This window comes from Actinophytocola xinjiangensis, assembly GCF_001921215.1.
Lineage (GTDB): Bacteria > Actinomycetota > Actinomycetes > Mycobacteriales > Pseudonocardiaceae > Actinophytocola > Actinophytocola xinjiangensis.
Window position 1 is genome coordinate 272574 of the sequence record NZ_MSIF01000009.1, and the last position, 16711, is coordinate 289284.

Sequence of the window (16711 nt, forward strand, 5' to 3'; positions counted from 1 at the left end):
CACCCGATCGGGGCGTTCGCGCTCAGGTAGTCTTCGGCAGTACCGCCACCACGCACCCCAGGAGCAGCCCGTCGTGGCCCGTGTCGTCGTCGATGTCATGCCCAAGCCCGAGATTCTCGACCCGCAGGGACAGGCGGTGGCCAACGCGCTGCCGCGCCTGGGGTTCACCGGGATCGCCGATGTCCGTCAGGGCAAGCACTTCGAGTTGGAGGTGGACGACTCGGTGGACGACGAGACGCTCGCCAAGATCGCCGAGGGCTTCCTGTCGAACCCGGTGGTCGAGGACTTCGTGGTCCGGAGGTTGCCGGCATGAGGATCGGCGTGATCACCTTCCCGGGCACGCTCGACGACGCCGACGCGGCCCGCGCGGTGCGCTACGCCGGTGCCGAGGCGGTCGCGCTCTGGCACGGCGACGCCGACCTGCGCGGGGTCGACGCGGTGGTCGTGCCGGGCGGTTTCTCCTACGGCGACTACCTGCGGGCCGGTGCGATCGCCCGGTTCGCCCCGGTGATGGGTGAGGTGGTGCGCGCGGTCAGGGGCGGGCTGCCGGTGCTGGGGATCTGCAACGGTTTCCAGATCCTGTGCGAGGCCGGTCTGCTGCCCGGGGCGCTGCTGCGCAACGCGGGCCTGCACTTCGTGTGCCGGGACCAGCGGCTGCGGGTGGAGCGCACCTCGACCGCGTGGACCGGCGGGTTCGAGGCGGGTGCGGAGATCGTGGTGCCGGTGAAGAACATGGACGGCCGGTACACCGCCGAGCAGTCCACTGTGGACGAGCTGGAGGGCGAGGGTCGGGTGGTGTTCCGCTACCTGGGCGCCAACCCCAACGGTTCGCTGGGCGACATCGCCGGGATCAGCTCGGCCGACGGCCGCGTCGTCGGCCTGATGCCCCACCCCGAGCACGCCATCGACGAGCTGACCGGCCCCAGCGCCGACGGCCTGCGGCTGTTCACCTCGGTCCTCGGGTCGGTGCTCGCATGACCGCCACCACGCACGTCGACACCGTCGGCCACGCCGCCGCCACCCCCGAGGTCGACCAGCCCTACCGCGAGCTGGGACTCAAGCACGACGAGTACACCCGCATCCGCGAGATCCTCGGCCGCCGGCCGACCGACGCCGAGCTGGCGATGTACTCGGTCATGTGGAGCGAGCACTGCTCCTACAAGTCCTCCAAGGTCCACCTGTCCTACTTCGGGGAGACCACCACCGAGGCGATGCGCTCCTCGATGCTCGCCGGCATCGGCGAGAACGCCGGGGTGGTCGACATCGGCGACGGCTGGGCGGTCACCTTCAAGGTCGAGTCGCACAACCACCCCTCCTACGTCGAGCCCTACCAGGGCGCGGCCACCGGCGTCGGCGGCATCGTGCGCGACATCCTGGCGATGGGCGCGCGGCCGCTGGCGGTGATGGACCCGCTGCGTTTCGGCGCCGCCGAGGCTCCCGACACCCGCCGCGTGCTGCCCGGTGTGGTCGCCGGGGTCGGCGGCTACGGCAACTGCCTCGGTCTGCCCAACATCGGCGGCGAGGTCGTGTTCGACCCGTCCTACCAGGGCAATCCGCTGGTCAACGCGCTGTGCGTGGGCGCAATGCGGGTCGAGGACCTGCACCTGGCACACGCCTCGGGCACCGGCAACAAGGTCATCCTGTTCGGCGCGCGGACCGGGCTGGACGGCATCGGCGGCGTGTCCGTGCTCGCCTCGGACACCTTCGCCGGTGACGAGGGCGGCACCGGCCGCAAGAAGCTGCCCAGCGTCCAGGTCGGTGACCCGTTCACCGAGAAGGTGCTCATCGAGTGCTGCCTGGAGCTGTTCGGGGCGGGGCTGGTGGTCGGTATCCAGGACCTCGGCGGCGCCGGCCTGTCCTGCGCGACCAGCGAGCTGGCCTCGGCCGGCGACGGCGGGATGCGCGTCGAGCTGGACCGGGTTCCGTTGCGCGCCAAGGGAATGACCCCGGCGGAGATCCTCTCCTCGGAGTCCCAGGAGCGGATGTGCGCGGTGGTGCGCCCCGAGGACGTCGAGGCGTTCATGGACGTCTGCCGGCGCTGGGACGTGATCGCCACCGAGATCGGCGAGGTCACCGACGGCGACCGGCTGGTGATCACCTGGCACGGCGAGACCGTCGTCGACGTGCCGCCCCGCACCGTCGCCCACGAGGGCCCGGTCTACCAGCGGCCGGTCACCCGGCCCGCCGACCAGACCGACCTGGAGGCCGACGACCCGGTCGTGCTGGAGCGCCCGCACACCCCCGAGGCGCTGCGCGCGGAGATCCTGCGGATGGCCGCGTCGCCGAACCTGGCGTCGCGGGCGTGGGTCACCGAGCAGTACGACCGGTACGTTCGCGGCGGCACGGTGCTGGCCCAGCCGGCCGACGCCGGCATGGTGCGCATCGACGAGTCCACCGGCCGCGGCGTGGCGATCTCGTGTGACTGCAACGGCCGCTACACCCGCCTGGACCCCTACGCCGGGGCGCAGCTGGCGCTGGCCGAGGCCTACCGGAACGTGGCGGTGTCCGGGGCGCGTCCGGTGGCGGTCACCAACTGCCTGAACTTCGGTTCGCCGGAGGACCCGGGCGTGATGTGGCAGTTCGAGCGGGCCGTGCACGGCCTGGCCGACGGCTGCGCGACCCTGGGCATCCCGGTGACCGGCGGCAACGTCAGCTTCTACAACCAGACCGGCCACACGCCGATCCTGCCGACCCCGGTGGTCGGGGTGCTGGGTGTGATCGACGACGTCCGCCGCCGCATTCCCACCGGCCTCGGTGCCCCGGGCGACACGCTGCTGCTGCTCGGTGACACCGCCGACGAGTTCGGCGGGTCGGAGTGGGCGCACGTGGTGCACGGCCACCTCGGCGGCCGGCCGCCGGCCGTGGACCTGGACGCCGAGCGCCGGCTGGCCGGGCTGCTGGCCGGCGGTGGGGTGTCGGCCGCGCACGACCTGTCCGAGGGCGGGCTGGCCCAGACGCTGGTCGAGGCGTGTCTGCTGTCCGGTCGCGGGGCGCGGGTGACGCTGCCCGGCGCCGACCCGTTCGTCGCGCTGTTCAGCGAGTCGAGCGCGCGGGTGCTGGTGGCGGTGCCGGAGTCCGGGACGGCCGCGTTCACCGCGCGCTGCGCCGAGGCCGGGGTGCCCTGCCACCGGCTGGGCACGGTCGAGGCGGCCGGGGCGCTGGCCATCGAGGGCCTGGCGGACCTGCCGCTCGACGAGCTGCGCACCGCCTGGGAGGGCACGCTGCCGGCGCTGTTCGGCTGAGCCGTGGATCCGTTCGCCGAGCATCCCGAGGTGTACGCGCGGTGGGCCGAGCGTGGCCCGGTGAACGTGCACTACGACCGCCCGGCGATCCTGCGCCTGGTCGGGGACGTGCGCGGCCGGCGGGTCCTGGAGCTGGGCTGTGCCGGCGGCACGCTGACCTCGCTGCTGGCCGGCCGGGGCGCGCGGGTGCTGGCCGTGGACCGCGAGCCCCGGCTGGTGGCGGCGGCCAGGGCGCGGCTGGGGGACCGGGCCAGGGTCGAGGTCGCCGACCTGGAGCGTCCGTTGACGTTCGTGGCCGACGGCTCGGTCGACGTCGTGGTGGCGTCGCTGGTGCTGCACTACCTGGCGGACTGGGCGCCGCTGCTGGCCGAGGTGCGCCGCGCGCTGGTGCCCGGCGGGGCGCTGGTGTTCTCCCTGCACCACCCGATCACCGGCTGGCTGCTCAGCGACCGCACCGACTACCACCGCACCGAGCTGGTCAGCGAGGACTGGGACTGGGGCGAGCGGTGGGTGACCGCGCGGCTGTACCGGCGTCCGCTGTCGCGGATCTTCGGTGACCTGCGCCGCGCCGGGTTCACCGTCGACGAGGTCGACGAGCCGCTGCCCGAGCCGGCGGCCGACCTCGACCGGGAGCTGGCCGGGATCCTGACGACGCAGCCGGTGTTCCTGTTCGTCCGGGCGCTGCGCGTCACGGCCTGACGAGGCCGAACTCGGCCTCGCGGGTGGTGTCCAGCTGCCAGGACGCCGGCAGGTGGTGGTCGTGCAGGGTGGACACGCGCATCCCGTAGGTGTTGGCGATCAGGGTGCCGCCGGCCACGCGCAGGTCGAGGCCGCCGCCGAAGCGGCTCTCGCTGAAGTCGACGTCGCGGCCGAACTCGGCGTCCTGGAAGGTCACCTCACCGTCCCAGGTGGAGCTGGCGAACTTGGTCTCGCCGTGGAAGGCGGCGCCGGTGAAGTCGACCGGCCCGCCGGCGGTGAACCGGCTGAACCAGCAGCGTTCCTCGAACACAGCCCCGGACGCGTGCAGCCGGCCCCGGCTGCGGCCGGCGGTGAACCACACCGGGCCGCGGAACACGCAGCCGCGCACCGAGTTCGACTCGTGCAGCTCCACCTCGCGGGCCCGCAGGTGGCCGATCAGTTTGCCGGACAGGTCGAGGTACTCGAGGGTGGCGCCCTGCAGGTCGAGGTCGTAGGCGGGCGCGTCCGGCGTTCCGGCGGCCGGCAGCAGGTCGGCGATCAGCCGCTGCGCGGTCTGGCGCACCTGGAGCCAGCGGGCGCCCTCGCGGACCTGCTCGGCGTCCAGGTCCTCGGTGTGCCGGGGGTGGTGGAACGGGCGGCGCAGGTAGGAGCAGATGACGTCGAGCACGTCCTGGGTGTAGCCGGGGCGGCTGCGGGCCAGGCCAGCCAGCGCGTGCAGCGCGCCCACCCGCACCTGGTCGGCGTCGCTGCCCAGCAGTTCGACCGCGCGCAGGAACCGTTCGTCGGCGGCGCGTTCGCGGTCGTGTTCGGCGCGGGAGCCCTCCAGTTCCTGGCGGGCCTGTTCGAGGGCCTGGCGTTCCTCGTCGACGCGGCGGCGGCGGTCGTTGAGCCACAGGGCGTAGAGCGCGACGATTGAGCCGGCGGCCAGCCCGCCGGTGCGTACGGCGTCGGCGCGGTTGGCGTTCTCCCCGCCGAGCAGCCAGCCGGCGACCAGGGCCAGCGCTCCGCCGGCGAGCAGCACGGTGGCCACCAGCCGCAGGTTCTCCCGGCCGCGGGCCCGCAGGTTCCACAGGGCGAACACCCCGGCGCCGGCGGCGATCGCCACCCCGCCGATGATCATGAACACCAGGCTCGACATGAGAAGGGATCCTCGCACCACCGGTGCGAGGATCCCTTCGGGTTCGCTAACTCAGTCGTGGTTGGTGGCGAACACGACCAGCCGGTCGTAGGAGCCGTTGAACGTGTTCTGGTCGATCGGGGTCGAGCTGTACTGCCACACGGTGTAGAAGCTCCAGCCGATGGGCAGGGTGCCGACGGTGGAGGCGTAGCGGGCGACCCACAGCGGGTTGGTCGAGCCGAAGCTCGCGCCGACGCACTGGTTCCACCAGCTGGTGGAGGTGTAGATCGCCGGGTACTTGTTCCAGCGCGCCTTGTAGGTGTCGCTGAAGTCGCGGATCCAGTTGGTCATGGCCGCCTTGGACAGCCCGTAGCAGGTGGCGCCGTAGGGGTTGTACTCCATGTCCAGCGCGCCGGGCAGGGTCTTGCCGTCGCCGGACCAGCCGCCGCCGTTGCTGGAGAAGAAGTTGGCCTGCGTCGCGCCGCTGGAGCGGTCGGGCAGCGCGAAGTGGTAGGAGCCGCGGATGAAGCCCTGGTTGTAGGAGCCGCCGTACTGCTGGTTGAAGTAGGGGTTGCGGTAGGTGGTGCCCTCGGTCGCCTTGACCCAGGCGAACCGCTTGCCCGCGTTCCACTGGGCGGCCCAGTCGACGTTGCCCTGCCAGCCGCTGACGTCGATGCCCGGCACCGACGCCAGGACGCCGACGTCGCGGGGGTCGACGGTCCTGGGCATCAGGGAGGTGTCCTCGTGCTTGCGGATCTGGGATCCCATCGGATGGTCGTACTGGCGGACCATCGCGTCGATCGAGGCCTGGTCGCCGGCAGGGGTGGCTTCCTGGCTCGCTGTCGCCGGGCTCGCGAGCACCGTCGTGACTGTCGCGACGGTGACCGCGATGGCCGCACCTAGCAGTCCGCGACGCCGGTCGCGGAAGATACGGTTCATGTGATCGCCCTTTCCGAAATGTGCCCTCGCGTGGCAACTCACGGTCCGGAGCTGCCAAGATACCGATTGTCGTCGCGTGCTACCGGTTTGTCACCCGGTCTGGTGAATAACTAACGGCGAGTTCGGTAACGTTTGATACGTGACCAGGCATAACGTCCGGGATCGGAGCATGGACGGAGCGTGAGTACCGCTCTATCCTCGGGGGACCTCGACAGCCGAAAGGTGTGACGGTGGCAGGCGCGACTGGGTCGACTCGCGACACGTTCGCGGCGACATGGGCCGATGCGCTCTCGGACACCGCCTTCGTGGCCACCGAAAGGGCGGAACTGCTCCAACGTCTGGGTGAACTCACCGACATCCTGGTGGCCGAGGTCTGCCGTAACCCGTTCGAGTCAAAACCGATCGAGCGCGTCGGCGCCGAACTGGTGACCCTGCGGTTCATCGCCCCGGAGGCCCTCTCGGCCACCGTCCGGCTGGTCGGCGACCTGCTCGCCACCCGCGACAACGGCCGGCTCGCCGCCGTCCAGGCCGCGCTGACCTGCGGGTTCGTCCGGGCCGTCCAGGCCAGGATCTTCCGCGAGCAGGAAATGCTGCGCCACGCCGCGCTGGACGCCCGCGACCGGGCCGAGGCCGCGCGCCGGCAGAGCGAGGCCCGGTTCCGCGCGATGTTCGCCGACGCCGCCATCGGCATCGGCATCGCCGACACCACCGGCCGGCTGCTGGAGATCAACTCCGCGCTCGGTCAGATGCTCGACCTGGTCCCCGAACAGCTGCAGGGCCGCCACCTCGCCGAGTTCCTGCACCCCGACGACCCGCCCGAGCTGCGTCGCTTCTTCCACGAGACGGTCGCCGGCGAACGCGACCACTACCGGATCGAGCGCCGCTTCGTGCGCCGCGACGGCTCACCGCTGTGGACCAACTTGACCGTGTCCCTGGTCCGCGACGAACACGGCGTCCCGCAGCTGCTGGTCGGCATGGTCGAGGACAACACCGAACGGCACGTGCTGTCCGAGAAGCTGCGCCACCAGGCCAACCACGACCCGCTGACCGGTCTGGGCAACCGCGCGCTGTTCACCGACCGGCTGCACGCCGCGTTCGGCGGAGCCGACGGCGCCCGGATCGGCCTGTGCTACCTGGACCTCGACGGGTTCAAGGCGATCAACGACACCCTCGGCCACGTCGTCGGCGACCAGCTGCTGGTGGAGATCGCCGACCGGTTGCACCGGCTGGTCACCGCCCCCGGCCGGCTGCTGGCCAGGATGGGCGGCGACGAGTTCGTCGTGCTGGTGGAGAACACCGACGGCATGGCCGAGCTGACCGACCTGGCGCAGCGGCTGCTCGCCGAGGTCAGCGAGCCGGTACTGGTCGGCGGCCACCGGCTGACCGTCTCGGCCAGCGTCGGCATCGTCGAACGCGCGGTCACCGCGTCCACCCCGGCCGACACCATGCGCGACGCCGACGTGACCCTGCACTGGGCCAAGGTCGACGGCAAGAACCGCTGGGCCTGCTACGACCCGGAGCGCAACGCCCGCGAGATCGCCCGGATCACCCTGTCGGCCGCCATGCCGGCCGCCCTGGAGCGCGGCGAGTTCTACGTGGAGTACCAGCCGATCGTGCGGCTGTCCGACGGCGCGCTGCTCGGCGCGGAGGCGCTGGTCCGTTGGGCGCACCCGGAGTTCGGGCGGCTGGGCCCCGACCGGTTCATCGGCCTGGCCGAGGAGACCGGGCTGATCGTCCCGCTCGGCCGCTGGGTGCTGGCCACCGCCTGCGCGCAGGCCGCCGAGTGGGCGGCGCACGCGGCGCGCACCGGCGGACCGCAGCCGTCGATCAGCGTCAACCTGGCCGCCCGCCAGCTCGTCGAGCCCGGCCTGGTCGACGACGTCGACCAGATCCTGCGCGCGGTCGGGCTGCCGCCGGCGAGCCTGCAGCTGGAGCTGACCGAGAGCGCCATCATGGGCACCACCGGCGAGCCGCTCGGCGCGCTGCACAAGCTGGTCGACCTGGGCATCCGGATCGCCATCGACGACTTCGGCACCGGCTACTCGAACCTGGCCTACCTGCGTCACCTGCCGGTGCACGCGCTGAAGATCGCCGGCTCGTTCGTCGAGGGCCTGCGGGCCGACGAGCCGGACTCGGTGGACGCGCAGATCGTGCGTGCGCTGGTGTCGCTGGCCCACACGCTGAAGCTGGACGTGGTCGCCGAGGGTGTGGAGACCCGTGACCAGGCCGATCGCCTCACCGCGCTGGGCTGCGACTCCGCCCAGGGGTGGCTCTACGCGAAACCGGGTCCGCCCGAAGAGATCAACCGCTGGATGGACCAGCACTAGATTGGCGCCATGCCGACCCCACGGATCGCGCTCACCGCCCTGTTGACCTCGCTCGCGCTGGCGGGCCTCGCCTCGGCCGGCTGCTCGTCGGCCGAGTCGGGCACCCCGCGGGCCGGCGACCCGCCGTCGAGCGAGCAGTCCGGCGAGCAACCCGGCGAGCGGCCCAGCGAGCAGGAGACCACGAGCGCCGAGCCGGCCCCGACCGGCGACACCCCCTCGGTCGACCGGCCCAAGGCGGTCGACCTGTCGACGGTGGACCTGTGCGCGGTGGTCTCCGGGCTCCCGTTACCGGAGTACCAGCTGGACACCGACCGGCCGCCGCTCGCGGGCGAGTCGAGCCTGTTCCCCGGTGAGAAGGACTGTTTCGTCAACGGCATCAGGAGCAACGTGTCGCTGCTGGTGGTCGCGGCGCGCGGGAACAACGCCGCGGAGTACGCCGAGTTCGCGAGCGTGAAGTCGAAGTCGGAGACGACGGCGGCCGGTTTCCCGCTGATCGTGCTCACCCCGCAGGCCCCCGGCAGCTGTATGGGTGTGCTGGACGTGAACGACGACCAGATGCTCTACCTGTCCTATTCCATGGCCAATCCGACCGGACAGCCGGTCACCCCGCAGGAGCGGCTGTGCAGTACGGTCCCGGCCATCGCCACGGCGGTGGCGGGGGCACTCTGATGGTCGGATTCGATCATTACGAAACGGTAACGGTGTGATCTTGTCGAGTTTCCGGGAACCGCTTCGCTCGTGTCCCCATCAGAGATAAGGTCGTCGCGATTGCACAGACGAGGAGACGAGCCGTGTTTCTGGTAGACGGTGGTGTCGGCGGGACGGTAGGCGGGTCGATCCCCAAGGAGCCGACCTACACGGGCACGCAGCAGCTGCGTATCGAGCCTTCCGCCATCCCGGGCGCGCTCGCCGCCTTCCGCGAGGCCTACGACCGGGTCACGCGCAAGGTCAGCGAGCTGGGAGGCCTGCCGATCACCCGGTGGGCGGGGGACCCGGTCAGTGCCGAGACGGCGAAGCTGTTCGGCGACCGGACCAACGGCGGCGGCGCCGACTCCGCGCTCGAGTGCCTGCTCGGCTACCAGCGTCAGCTGGAGAACGCGATCGACTCGCTGGAGCGCACCGAGCAGGCCTACCTCGAGACCGAGGGGACGAACACCGAACGCTGGGGCAACTACGCCTAGTACTACAGGGGCTGGGCCTCGCGGCCTGCGCACGCAAAGGGATTGATCTCCATGGGACACCGTTGGGCGGGGTACGGACACCCCGTGCTGTACAAGATGATCAACACCGGTCCCGGTCCGGCGGCGTCCGACCCGCAGGCCGTGTACTGGCAGGACCTGAGCAAGGAGCTCACCGAGGTCGACCAGGACCTCAACAAGAAGCTCAACACCCTCAACGCCACCTGGGAGGGCAACGCCTCGCAGAGCGCGCAGTCGGGTCTGACGCCGCTCGCGGAGTGGGCCAACGACGCCGAGTCGGCCAGCTCGGTCATGAAGACCTCGGCCGAGCTGCAGGGCAACTACGTCGCCGACGCGCGGTCGAAGATGCCTGAGCCGGTGCCGGTCACCACCCCCTCGCCCTCCGGCTGGGACATCGCCTCCGCCGCCGGCGCCGCCCTCACCGGCAACCCCGGCCCCGCGATCGCCGTCGCCGCCATGTCGGCCGACCACGAGGCGCAGGAGGCCGCGCAGAACGAGGCCGAGCAGCGCGCCATCCAGACCATGCAGAGCTACGAGTCGAGCAGCACCTGGAACCGGGAGACGCTCGGCACGTTCGTCGCCCCGCCCGACGTCGTCGTGGCCACCCCACCGCCCGCCGCTGTCGGCGGGATCGGTGTCGCCGGTCTCGGCGGCGGCGTGGCCGGCGGTGTCGGTGGGGTCGACGGTGGCGGTGGCACCTCGCCCAACGGCTTCACCCCGCCCAGCGGCGGCGGTGGCGTGCCCACCATCCCCGGTGGGGGCGGTGGCGGAGGCGGCGGTGGTGGCGGCAACCCGCCGCTGCTCACCAACCCGAACTACAACCTCCCGCCGGCGCCGGGCAACCCGCCGGTGCTCCCGCAGCCGAACCCGGGCACCCCGCCGATCGGTGGCCCGCCCTACGGCAACCCCCCGTTCCAGGGCGGTCCGCCGCCCTACGGGCCGAACAACCCGTACAACCCGCAGAACCCGTACAACCCCAACAACCCGAACATGCGGCCGCCGGTCACCAACCTGCCCGGCACCGGTCCGGGCGGGGGTGACCTGGCCAAGAACGCCCAGCAGTTGCGACCCGGCACGCCGGGCCTCGGCGGCGGTGGCGGCGGGCTCAACCCGGACGGCACCCGTGCCGGCTCCCAGCTGGGCCGCGGCCCGATGGGCATGCCCGGTGAGGGCGGCATGGCCCGGGGCGGTCCCGGTGGCGTCGGCGGTGCCGGCGGTGCCGGCGGTGCGGGTGGCCGTGGCGGTGCCGGTGGCCCGATGGGCGCCGGTGGACGCCGGGGCGAGGGCGAGGACGACGACGAGCACTACGCGGCCGACTACCTGATGGAGACCGACGACGTGTGGGGCGACGCCGACCTGAAGGTGGCGCCGACCGTGATTGGCGAGGTTTCTCCGCAACAGTGAGCTGACGTAGAACGACGGACGGGGCGGGAGCCGCAATCGCGGCTCCCGCCCCTTTCGTCCTTGAAGCTAAGGTTGTGCGTTGTGACCAGCACGTTCTCCATCGGCGACCGGGAAACCGAGCCGATCACGCTGTCCGCCCTCGAGTTCGACGTGCTGTGGGAGCACCTGGAACTCGGCCAGCTGCCGCTCGTGGTGAAGGTCCCCTCGCCCGGCCGGACCTTCGAGGAGCGCGAAGCGCTGGAACGGCAGGTGTGGGCGGCCCTGGAGAGCCGGGGCCTTGGCCGGCCGGTCGACCTGCACCCCGACATCGAGGGCATCCTGACGCTGATCGCCAAGCCCGACCGGGAGGTCGACGTGCGCGCCTACTCCGGGCGCAACGTCCGGGCGCTGGCCGCCCGCTGCGGCGAGGCCGGCGCGGTCGCGGAGCTGTCCGGCGGGCAGATCTCGCTGCGGCACGCGTCGCCGACCGGTCTGGCCAGCGCGGCGCTCGCCTCGCTGCGCGCGGCCCCGGCCGGCTCCGGCCAGTCGGTCACCCTGCGCACCATCGACTTCGAGGGCGCGGCCATCGACGGCGGCGGTACCCAGCCGGGCTTCCTCAACGCACTGATGTCCCGGGGGATCCGCCACGACGACGCCACCGCGCTGAGCGAGATGATCAAGGACGTGTCCGGGATGGGCAATTTCGGGGCGGCCGCGCGTGACCGTCTCGGCCGCCGGCACCGGGCCGGTCGGGTGGTGTCGTTCTTCGACACCGAGGAGGGCCGCTACCTGCAGATCCGCCGCCCGTCACAGGACGGCACGATGTGGACGACGATCTCCCCGGCCGACTCCCGCAAGCTGATCCACCAGGTCGACCAGTTGCTCGGCGAGGTCGTCAACGAGGTGTCCTCCTGAGCCGTCCGGGCGGGCCGGTCGACCCGCACGAGCTGCGCGCCGCCGTCGAGGCGGTGCGCCCGTGGCTGGCCGGCGACCCGCGGCGGCCGGCGCGGCCCGTGCTGGCGGCGGCCGTGCGGCTGAGCCTGCGCACCCTCGCCCAGGACGCGCCCGGCCGCAGCGTCGAGGTGCGGGTGCCGCCGTTCGCGGCCGTGCAGTGCGTCGAGGGTCCCCGGCACACCCGGGGCACCCCGCCCAACGTCGTCGAGACCGATCCGCTGACCTGGCTCGAACTCGCCACCGGCGCCGTGACCTGGGCCCAGGCGCTGGCCGACGGGCGGATCAGCGCCTCGGGCAGCCGCGCGGACCTCTCCGCGCACCTGCCGCTGCTGCGCCTGTAGCCGCTCAGTCGTCGGGGCCGGCGCGCCGGCCCCGCTTGATCTCGCCCCGGCGGCGTTTGGCCGCCAGCCGGCGTTCCTTCGCACCTCGGCTCGGCCTGGTCGCCCGGCGTGTCGGCGGCGGTGGGGCGGCGGCCGCGCGCAGCATCGTGACCAGGCGTTCGCGGGCCTCCACCCGGTTGGCGAGCTGGGCGCGGCGGGCGCTGGCGGCGACCGTGAGCACGCCGTCGACCAGCCTGCTGCCCAGCGCCGCGAGCAACCGGTCGCGCAGGTTGTCCGGTACCGAGGCCGAGCGGGCGACGTCGAAGGACAGCTCCACCCGGCTGTCGGTGGTGTTCACGCCCTGGCCGCCGGGGCCCGACGACCGGGAGAACCGCTCCCGCAACTCGTCGGGCGGGATCACCAGGCGCGGGGTGACCACCAGGTCGTCGGCGAGGTCCACGGCTAGTCGACGTCCAGCTCGGGCAGCGCGGCGATGCGGATCGCCGCGGACTCGGTCAGCGGCGGCCAGCTCGCCTTCACCGGCACCGCGCCGTCGCCGCGCTGGACCGAGGTCAGGTTGGACGCGGTCACGGTGACCGAGTCGCCGTCCGGGTGCACCGAGCGGACCACCCGCCGCACCTCCCCGGTGTCGAAGCGCTGCACGGCGACCACCATCGGCAGGTCACCCTCCTTGCGGACCTCACACTGGTCGACCGGCCGGGGCACGGTGTCGCAGTCGAGCCCGTCGCCGGGGCCGCGTCGCAGCAGCACCCACAGCCAGCCCGACCCGTCGTCGGTCCGCAGGTCGGCCTCGAACTCGTACACGCCCGGTGTGGTCCCCTGGAACACCGGGCCGCTGGTGCCGGCGACGGGGGACAGCACGTAGCGCGCGGGCAGCACGTCGGGGTTGACCACGGCCTGGGTGTACCGGACCGTCTCGTCGCGTACCTGCCCCTGCGGCCCGGCGGTGGTACTCGGCCCGGCGGCGGTACTCGGCTCGGCGGTCCTCGGCGGGGTGGTCAGCAAGGACGACTCGGCCGTCGGGGTCGACCCGGCGGCCGGCGGGACGGTCCGGTGGTCGCCGTCGTGGCCGGTGAGCACGCCGCTGACCAGCACCGTGCCGACCACCACGGCGACCGCGCCGGACACCGCGCCGCCGGCCTGGAACAGCCGCCGCCGACGCAGGCCGCGCCGGCCCCGGCGCAGCACCTCCTCGCGGTCGACGGCCAGCGGCGGCTCGCCGGACAGCGCCGTGTCCAGCCACCGCCGCACCCGCGCGTTCTCGTTCTCGTTCATCACTCACCCGCCCCCGCCGGTTCGTCGCTGGACAACATCCGTCGCATGGACGCCAGGCCCTTCGCCGCCTGGCTCTTGATCGTGCCCTCGCTCTTGCCGAGCGTGGCCGCGGTCTCCTGGACCGAGAGGTCCTCCCAGTAGCGCAGCACGACCACCGCGCGCTGGCCGGCCGGCAGCTTCGCCAACGCTCGTCGCACGTCGACCGCCTCCTCGACACCGGGCGGCCGCACCGCGTTCTCCGGCACCTCCTCCACCACCGACTCGCGCCGGCGGTAGGCCCGCCGCGACTCGTCGATCGCGGTCCGCACCATGATCCGCCGCGAGTAGGCGTCGACGCTGCCGTCGCGCCGGATCCGCGACCAGGCGACGTACATCTTCGTCAGCGTCGTCTGGACCAGGTCCTCCGCGCGATGCCAGTCACCGCCGCACAACAGGAACGCGGTCCGGCGCATGACGACGGCACGACTTTCGAGGTACTCCCCGAACTCCGCGTCGCGGTCGTACACGAACCCGTGATCCTCTCACCTCGCCCGTGATACGGCGGCCGGCTCCGACGGGTTGCCTCTAGAAGCGCGGGTGGTCCCCGGTCAGCTCGGCCCGCACGGCGTCCGGGTCCTCGCCGATCGGGGTGACCTCACCGAGCACCCAGGACGGTACGTGCCGGGCGGTGAGCACGGCGAGCGTGCGATCCACGTCCTCCGGTGCCACCACGGCGACCATGCCGACACCCATGTTGAACGTGCGCTCCATCTCCAGCCGCTCGACACGCCCACGCTGGGCGATCATCGAGAACACCGGCGCCGGGGTCCAGGTGCCCCGGTCGAGCACCGCGCGCAGCCCCGGCGGGATCACCCTGGCCACGTTGGCGGCCATGCCGCCGCCGGTGATGTGCGCGAACGTGCGCACCTCGGCCTCGGCGACCACCGCCAGACAGTCCTTGGCGTAGATCCTGGTCGGTTCCAGCAGCTCCTCACCCAGGGTGCGGCCGAACTCCTCGACCTGACCCTCCAGCGGCATCCGACCGATCTCCAGCAGCACGTGCCTGGCCAGGGAGAACCCGTTGGAGTGCAGGCCGGTGGCGCCCATGGCGATCACCACGTCGCCTGGCCGGACCCGCTCCGGGCCGAGCACCGCGTCCGCCTCGACCACGCCGACGCCGGTGGCCGACAGGTCGTAGGCGCCGTCGGTCATCAGGCCGGGGTGCTCGGCGGTCTCGCCGCCCAGCAGCGCGCAGCCGGCCTGCACACAGCCCTCGGAGATGCCCTTGACCAGCGCCGCGATCCGCTCCGGGACGACGGTGCCCACGGCGATGTAGTCCTGTAGGAACAGCGGCTCGGCCCCGCACACCACGAGGTCGTCGACCACCATGGCGACCAGGTCGATGCCGACCGTGTCGTGCACGTCGAGGGCCTGGGCGACGGCGATCTTCGTGCCGACCCCGTCGGTCGAGGAGGCGAGGATGGGCTCACGCCAGCGGTCCAGCCGCAGCTTGAACAGCCCGGCGAACCCGCCGATGCCGCCCATCACCTCCGGGCGGGAGGCCTTCTCGGCGAACGGCTTGAGCTGTTCGACGGCCTCGTCGCCGGCTTCGATGTTGACCCCCGCCGCGGCGTAGGTGGCGTGCGGGGAGTTGGCGCTGGTGTCGGTCATCGTGTCCAAGCTCAAGGTCGCCGGAGTGCGTCCCCGGCACCATAGCCGGCCGGCACCACCGGGGCGGCGGAGCCCGCGACACCCTTCTCCAGCCCTTCCAGCAGGTGCTTGCCGATCTTGGTCTCCTCCGGGAGGGCGATCGGGTAGGTGCCGTCGAAGCAGGCCATGCACAGCCGGGTGCGCGGCTGCTCACTCGCCGCGACCAGGCCCTCGATCGAGACGTAGGCCAGCGAGTCGGCGCCGATCGAGCGGCGGATGCCGTCCAGGTCGAGGCCGTTGGCGACCAGCTCGGCGCGGGAGGCGAAGTCGATGCCGTAGAAGCACGGCCAGCGCACCGGCGGCGAGGCGATCCGCACGTGCACCTCCAGCGCACCGGCCTCGCGCAGCATCCGCACCAGGGCCCGCTGGGTGTTGCCGCGCACGATCGAGTCGTCCACCACCACCAGCCGCTTGCCCCGGATGACCTCGCGCAGCGGGTTGAGCTTGAGCCGGATGCCCAGCTGGCGGATGGTCTGCGAGGGCTGGATGAACGTGCGGCCGACGTAGCCGTTCTTCACCAGGCCCGAGCCGTAGGGGATCTCCGAGCCCTGCGCGTAGCCGATGGCCGCCGGGGTGCCGGACTCGGGCACCGGGATGACCAGGTCGGCCTCCACCGGCGCCTCCTGCGCCAGCCGCCGGCCGATGTCCACGCGGGTGGCGTGCACCGACCGGCCGGAGATCGTGGTGTCCGGGCGGGCGAGGTAGACGAACTCGAACACGCAGCCCTTGGGCTCGGGGTTGGCGAAGCGTGAGGAGCGCAGCCCGTCGGAGTCGATGGCCAGCAGCTCACCCGGCTCGACCTCACGCACGAACGACGCGCCGACGATGTCCAGCGCGGCGGTCTCGCTGGCCACCACCCAGCCGCGTTCCAGCCGGCCGATGACCAGCGGGTGCACGCCGTGCGGGTCGCGGGCGGCGTAGAGGGTGGTCTCGTCGGCGAACACCAGGCAGAACGCGCCGCGCACGTCGGGCAGCAGCTCCAGCGCGGCCTGCTCGATGCCCCGGTCGGCGGCGGTCGCGGCCAGCAGCCCGCACAGCAGGTCGGAGTCGGTGGTGGCGCCGGTGGCCTTGCTCACCCCGGTGGCCCCGGAGCGCTCCAGCAGCTCGGCGGTGTTCACCAGGTTGCCGTTGTGGCCCAGCGACAGGCCGCTGCCCACGGCGGTGTTGCGGAAGGTCGGCTGGGCGTTCTCCCAGGTGGTGGAGCCGGTGGTGGAGTAGCGGCAGTGGCCGACGGCGATGTGGCCGCGCAGCGAGGACAGCACCTGCTCGTCGAAGACCTGGCTGACCAGGCCGAGGTCCTTGAACACGACGATCCGCTGACCGTCGGAGACCGAGATGCCGGCGGCCTCCTGGCCGCGGTGTTGCAGTGCGTAGAGCCCGTAGTAGGTGAGCTTGGCGACCTCCTCGCCAGGAGCCCACACGCCGAACACGCCGCACTCCTCGCGGGGCTCGGTTTCCGGCACGTCATGTCGGTCGGTGACCACCGAGTCAACTCCCATGCGAACGGTGTCAGTGCGCTCCAGTGTAGGCGCGGTTCACCGGGCCC

Annotated in this window: 17 protein-coding genes; 10 read left to right on the forward strand and 7 right to left on the reverse strand. The window is 72.4% G+C overall.

Going from position 1 to position 16711, the window contains the following annotated elements; translation table 11 throughout:
• Positions 1–73 precede the first annotated feature (73 nt).
• From purS to BLA60_RS20265, 4 genes are read left to right on the forward strand one after another with little or no spacing between them, the layout of a single operon-like run.
• Positions 74–313 carry a phosphoribosylformylglycinamidine synthase subunit PurS gene (purS, locus tag BLA60_RS20250; protein ID WP_075134481.1) on the forward strand — a complete coding sequence of 80 codons (240 nt, stop codon included), beginning with the start codon at positions 74–76 and terminating at the stop codon, positions 311–313.
• The gene (purQ, locus tag BLA60_RS20255; protein ID WP_075134482.1) at positions 310–978 is read left to right on the forward strand and encodes a phosphoribosylformylglycinamidine synthase subunit PurQ; all 669 of its coding nucleotides are present in this window, start codon (positions 310–312) and stop codon (positions 976–978) included. Before purS ends, purQ begins: the two co-directional genes overlap by 4 nt.
• On the forward strand, positions 975–3242 hold the full coding sequence (purL, locus tag BLA60_RS20260; RefSeq protein WP_075134483.1) for a phosphoribosylformylglycinamidine synthase subunit PurL: 2268 nt from the start codon (positions 975–977) through the stop codon (positions 3240–3242). Before purQ ends, purL begins: the two co-directional genes overlap by 4 nt.
• Positions 3243–3245: 3 nt before the next feature.
• The gene (locus BLA60_RS20265) at positions 3246–3941 is read left to right on the forward strand and encodes a class I SAM-dependent methyltransferase (RefSeq protein ID WP_075134484.1); all 696 of its coding nucleotides are present in this window, start codon (positions 3246–3248) and stop codon (positions 3939–3941) included.
• Here BLA60_RS20265 and BLA60_RS20270 read toward each other — a convergent pair.
• Together BLA60_RS20270 and BLA60_RS20275 are read right to left on the reverse strand one after the other, a co-directional pair.
• Positions 3931–5079, reverse strand: a complete 1149-nt coding sequence (locus BLA60_RS20270; RefSeq protein WP_245812068.1) for a pentapeptide repeat-containing protein — start codon at positions 5077–5079, stop codon at positions 3931–3933. The genes BLA60_RS20265 and BLA60_RS20270 overlap by 11 nt on opposite strands.
• A 51-nt stretch (positions 5080–5130) precedes the next feature.
• Positions 5131–5997: a lysozyme gene (locus tag BLA60_RS20275; protein ID WP_075134485.1), complete on the reverse strand. Its 867-nt coding sequence runs from the start codon at positions 5995–5997 to the stop codon at positions 5131–5133.
• Positions 5998–6227: 230 nt separating this feature from the next.
• On the opposite strand from BLA60_RS20275, the gene BLA60_RS20280 reads away from it, so the two are divergent.
• From BLA60_RS20280 to BLA60_RS20305, 6 genes are all read left to right on the forward strand, one after another.
• Positions 6228–8324, forward strand: coding sequence for a putative bifunctional diguanylate cyclase/phosphodiesterase (locus BLA60_RS20280; protein ID WP_084735141.1), 2097 nt, complete (start codon positions 6228–6230; stop codon positions 8322–8324).
• A gap of 9 nt (positions 8325–8333) precedes the next feature.
• Positions 8334–8993 carry a DUF3558 family protein gene (locus BLA60_RS20285; protein WP_075134487.1) on the forward strand — a complete coding sequence of 220 codons (660 nt, stop codon included), beginning with the start codon at positions 8334–8336 and terminating at the stop codon, positions 8991–8993.
• 122 nt (positions 8994–9115) lie between these two features.
• On the forward strand, positions 9116–9505 hold the full coding sequence (locus BLA60_RS20290) for a hypothetical protein (RefSeq protein WP_084735117.1): 390 nt from the start codon (positions 9116–9118) through the stop codon (positions 9503–9505).
• 84 nt (positions 9506–9589) lie between these two features.
• Positions 9590–10927 carry a PPE domain-containing protein gene (locus BLA60_RS46265; protein WP_075134488.1) on the forward strand — a complete coding sequence of 446 codons (1338 nt, stop codon included), beginning with the start codon at positions 9590–9592 and terminating at the stop codon, positions 10925–10927.
• Positions 10928–11008: 81 nt separating this feature from the next.
• Positions 11009–11821: an ESX secretion-associated protein EspG gene (locus tag BLA60_RS20300; protein WP_084735119.1), complete on the forward strand. Its 813-nt coding sequence runs from the start codon at positions 11009–11011 to the stop codon at positions 11819–11821.
• Positions 11822–11874: 53 nt separating this feature from the next.
• Positions 11875–12201, forward strand: coding sequence for a sterol carrier family protein (locus tag BLA60_RS20305; protein ID WP_245812069.1), 327 nt, complete (start codon positions 11875–11877; stop codon positions 12199–12201).
• Positions 12202–12205: 4 nt separating this feature from the next.
• Here the strand turns inward: BLA60_RS20305 and arfB are convergent, their stop codons facing one another.
• The 5 genes from arfB to purF are packed head-to-tail and all read right to left on the reverse strand — an operon-like array spanning position 12206 to position 16664.
• Complete coding sequence (gene arfB, locus BLA60_RS20310) at positions 12206–12640, reverse strand: alternative ribosome rescue aminoacyl-tRNA hydrolase ArfB (protein WP_075134489.1); 435 nt, start codon at positions 12638–12640, stop codon at positions 12206–12208.
• Between the two features lie 2 nt (positions 12641–12642).
• Complete coding sequence (locus BLA60_RS20315; RefSeq protein WP_075134490.1) at positions 12643–13476, reverse strand: hypothetical protein; 834 nt, start codon at positions 13474–13476, stop codon at positions 12643–12645.
• The gene (locus tag BLA60_RS20320) at positions 13476–13982 is read right to left on the reverse strand and encodes a SigE family RNA polymerase sigma factor (protein WP_075134491.1); all 507 of its coding nucleotides are present in this window, start codon (positions 13980–13982) and stop codon (positions 13476–13478) included. Before BLA60_RS20320 ends, BLA60_RS20315 begins: the two co-directional genes overlap by 1 nt.
• Before the next feature lie 58 nt (positions 13983–14040).
• A complete protein-coding gene (gene purM / locus BLA60_RS20325; protein WP_075134566.1) occupies positions 14041–15126 on the reverse strand; it encodes a phosphoribosylformylglycinamidine cyclo-ligase in 1086 nt (361 codons plus the stop codon).
• An 11-nt stretch (positions 15127–15137) separates the two neighbouring features.
• Entirely contained in the window at positions 15138–16664 is a 1527-nt protein-coding gene (purF, locus tag BLA60_RS20330; RefSeq protein ID WP_154814464.1) for an amidophosphoribosyltransferase, read from the reverse strand.
• Between the last annotated feature and the right edge of the window lie 47 nt (positions 16665–16711).

Coding starts and splice junctions, on each gene's coding strand:
- purL (WP_075134483.1), top strand. CDS start 975: ATGACCGCCACCACGCACGTCGACACCGTCGGCCACGCCGCCGCCACC.
- purF (WP_154814464.1), bottom strand. CDS start 16,664: ATGGGAGTTGACTCGGTGGTCACCGACCGACATGACGTGCCGGAAACC.
- purQ (WP_075134482.1), top strand. CDS start 310: ATGAGGATCGGCGTGATCACCTTCCCGGGCACGCTCGACGACGCCGAC.
- purM (WP_075134566.1), bottom strand. CDS start 15,126: ATGACCGACACCAGCGCCAACTCCCCGCACGCCACCTACGCCGCGGCG.
- BLA60_RS20275 (WP_075134485.1), bottom strand. CDS start 5,997: ATGAACCGTATCTTCCGCGACCGGCGTCGCGGACTGCTAGGTGCGGCC.
- BLA60_RS20285 (WP_075134487.1), top strand. CDS start 8,334: ATGCCGACCCCACGGATCGCGCTCACCGCCCTGTTGACCTCGCTCGCG.
- BLA60_RS20270 (WP_245812068.1), bottom strand. CDS start 5,079: ATGTCGAGCCTGGTGTTCATGATCATCGGCGGGGTGGCGATCGCCGCC.
- BLA60_RS20315 (WP_075134490.1), bottom strand. CDS start 13,476: ATGAACGAGAACGAGAACGCGCGGGTGCGGCGGTGGCTGGACACGGCG.